At 39.1% G+C, this 3,194-nt stretch carries 3 protein-coding genes; 2 read left to right on the top strand and 1 reads right to left on the bottom strand.

Annotation, left to right across the window (positions count from 1 at the left end):
* Positions 1-113 precede the first annotated feature (113 nt).
* Positions 114-257, bottom strand: a complete 144-nt coding sequence (locus tag ACP6PM_RS20925; RefSeq protein WP_293099609.1) for a chlorophyll a/b-binding protein — start codon at positions 255-257, stop codon at positions 114-116.
* Positions 258-525: 268 nt separating this feature from the next.
* Here ACP6PM_RS20925 and ACP6PM_RS20920 point away from each other — a divergent pair, with 268 nt between their 5' ends.
* Together ACP6PM_RS20920 and ACP6PM_RS20915 are read left to right on the top strand one after the other, a co-directional pair.
* A complete protein-coding gene (locus ACP6PM_RS20920; protein WP_426588028.1) occupies positions 526-921 on the top strand; it encodes a hypothetical protein in 396 nt (131 codons plus the stop codon).
* 314 nt (positions 922-1,235) lie between these two features.
* Positions 1,236-3,194 (top strand): substrate-binding domain-containing protein (locus tag ACP6PM_RS20915; protein ID WP_426588026.1); only part of this gene is annotated, 1,959 nt, incomplete at its 3' end.

Below are 3,194 nucleotides of genomic sequence, written 5' to 3'. Positions count from 1 at the left end.
CATTCCAAGTTTCTGCAAAGTCAGTAAAACCTAGCTTTTTCTCTTGATTTTCCATAGTAATAAACCTCCAATAGTTGCATTTAAGTGCAAATAACAAAAAAATGTCGGAAAAATTACATCAAACCGAGTTGGGAAAGAATACCTTGACCAGTTAAGAGTTCTGTAGCAATACCGATAACAAAACCCAACATTGCCAAGCGACCATTCCAAGTTTCTGCAAAGTCAGTAAAACCTAGCTTTTTCTCTTGATTTTCCATGACCATTATCCTCATTTGATTTCAAGCTTATGTAATATAACTTAACTTAAAATTTCAAAGTTGGCAACATTATTTAATATTTTGAGTAGGCCAAACTGTGAAGGGATGGACAAAACAGGTGTAAACTAACTACAGAACGATTCTCAAACTAAAATAGCCCTCTTACTTACTATTAATTTTTGGACAGTTGTGTAGATTTTCAAATTAAGAGTAGGAATGGCCTTAGTTGAGAAGAGTAGAAAATTTTAGTAGGAATATAGAAAGAAATATGGAAGGTTGTACAGTTACGGATCTGAAGATTGACAGCAAAAAAAACTGTTATGTCCTTGATGCTGAAGCTATGCGCAAGATTCAGGAAGAAACAGGAGTTTCGACAAAATTAGAACCAGGGATATATGTAATTAGAATTCGCAGTGGTTCGTTTGGATACCGAAACGATGAAAATAACGTTGGTGAACCGATTGTTATGTTGTGGATTTATGGTGGCAAGTTTATAAATAAAAAAACCAACTTAGAAGTAGAGGCTACTTGGTCAACTTTAAATGGTGATGACGATACATTAACTTTAGAAGTACTACAAACAACAAATATCTGTGCATTTTTCTTTGATAGTTATATTGAGGATAATCAAGGAGAGTTAACAATTTCTATAGTTAAAATGTGAATTATTTTTTTCTGAACAAAGGCTCATAAATTTCAAAAAGCACTATTACTTGATTTGCATTTTGCATAGAAATAATCAAGAGTATATGGCTTCAAAATATATCTATTGACATTCAAAAAGCTCTCAGTAAAAAGCTAACTGAGGGTGTAATTAAAAAAAAATATTCATAAGTAATTTAGCCTTCAGCTGGAAAAAATTAACTGTCAATTTATTAGTAAAAAACTAATAGTAGATAGGTGAGTTAGATTCAAGCTAAAGGCTAATTGATCGAGGTTAATTTAACCATATTTTGTCAACCTAAAAGCCAGATAAAAATGTCTTCATCTAGCAAAAAGTTATTTCAAATATCAGTAGTATTGCTAACCTTGACTGCTACTCCTAAGCCCTTAGCAGCTGCTAATTTATCTTTTTTAAGCAATACTATCCTAGCTCAATCCGTTAACTCAGATACTACCTACCCACTACCTGAATCACTACCAAGTGGCACAAACATCAGATTGTCCAGCTCTAGTAGTATGGTAGTTACTAATCAAGCACTAATACAACGTTACGAAGAAAAATATCCAGATGCTCAAGTTGAACTGGTAACAGGTGATACAAGTAGAGTATTAGAAGCACTCCTGAAAGGAGAAACAGATTTAATAGCCGTGGGACGTCGATTAACTGCTCGGGAAAAAAACCAAGGATTAGTTGAAGTCCCGATTAATCGAGGCAAGATTGCTATTATAGTTGCCCCAGACAACCCATTTCAAGAAAACCTCTCATTTGAGCAATTTGCTAAAATACTCCGGGGAGAAATAACCAATTGGTCAGAAGTAGGAGGCCCGAAAAAACCAATTCGCTTTATCGATCGCCCAGAGTCTAGTGATACCAGGGAAGCTCTCAAAAGCTATGAGGTGTTTAAAAAAAGTCCGTTTAGGACAGGAAGTAATACTACTCAGGTATCCGAGGATGATACAGCAGCAGTAGTTAAAGAACTAGGTAAAGATGGAATTAGTTATGCGATCGCCGACCAAGTTCTGAACAAAGAAAATGTTCGGGTTGTTCAGATGCACAAAACCCTGCCAAATGACCCCCGTTATCCATACTCTCAACCCCGTAGCTACGTTTACAAAAAAGAGGCTGCCCCTCCAGAAGTTCTAGCATTTCTAGGTTTAGTTACTTCTCAAGCTGGTCAACAAGTTGTGGCAGCAGCAGACAAACAGGGAAGAAGTGATTTAGCAACTATTACCCCGGTCAATAAAGCCAAGCCTTCAGAGGTAGTAACATCACCCAGTGCCGAACCTCAAACGGAGACAGCATTAAACAAACAGGAGGAAACGGATTCTGCAACTGCCGGAGGTGTAGCAACTGCACCCAGTGCCGAACCTCAAACGGAGACAGCATTAAACAAACAGGAGGAAACGGATTCTGCAACTGCCGGAGGTGTAGCAACTGCACCCAGTCCAGATAATAAAACTGAGACAACACTGGTACAAGCACCTACTGGTGATGCCAATAAAGAAACAGAAAAAAAAGGATTTCCCTGGTGGATATTACTGTTATTAGGAATTCCTTTAGTAGGAGCATTATTATGGGGACTGCTCAGAGGGCGTGGAGATGAGTCAGTAGGAACAGGTGGAACTGGAGTAGCTCCAGGAACAACTACAGATTCAGACTCTCCTCCTGTAGGGGGAACTCCTGTTACTGGTGCTGGAGTTGCTGAGGGAACTGATGCACCAGCAACTCCAACCCCAGAAGAGGGCAATGAAACAGGCGTTGGTAGTCCTGGTATAGGAGTAGCTCCCATAGCAGGAATAGCAGGAATAGCAGGGTTAGTAGCAGCTTGGGCAAGCCAAGAAAAAAATAGTCAAATAACTCTTAGCCCCAACTCAAGTAAAACAGCATCAGCAACTTGGTCAGTACCACAAGCAGACAAAGAAGCAGCCAAATCACATGGTGGTCAGCAATATCAACTCCGAGTTTATGATGTGACAGATATTGACCTAGACTCACAAGCAGGTGAGACTGTGCAAGAGCACGATATATCAGAATCAAGCACACACAAGGAAGTTGAGTCTCTAGATACTCAACGAGAATATCAGGCAGAAATAGGTTATGTCACAGATGATGGTGAGTGGTTAAAGTTAGCTCGTTCTCAGCGAGTACATATATTAGCAGACGAAGTAGAAGTAGATACTACTGTTCCGGTAACTGAAACAACTCAAGTAACTCCAGAAACTCTGACTCCAGAAGCAACCCCAGAAGATGGAAATGAAACAGGTGTTGGTGGT

The organism is Dapis brunnea BLCC-M229 (genome assembly GCF_050015995.1).
Taxonomy (GTDB): Bacteria; Cyanobacteriota; Cyanobacteriia; order Cyanobacteriales; family Microcoleaceae; genus Trichodesmium.
Note: the sequence above shows the minus strand (reverse complement) of the source record. Positions and strands in the feature narration are given on the sequence as shown.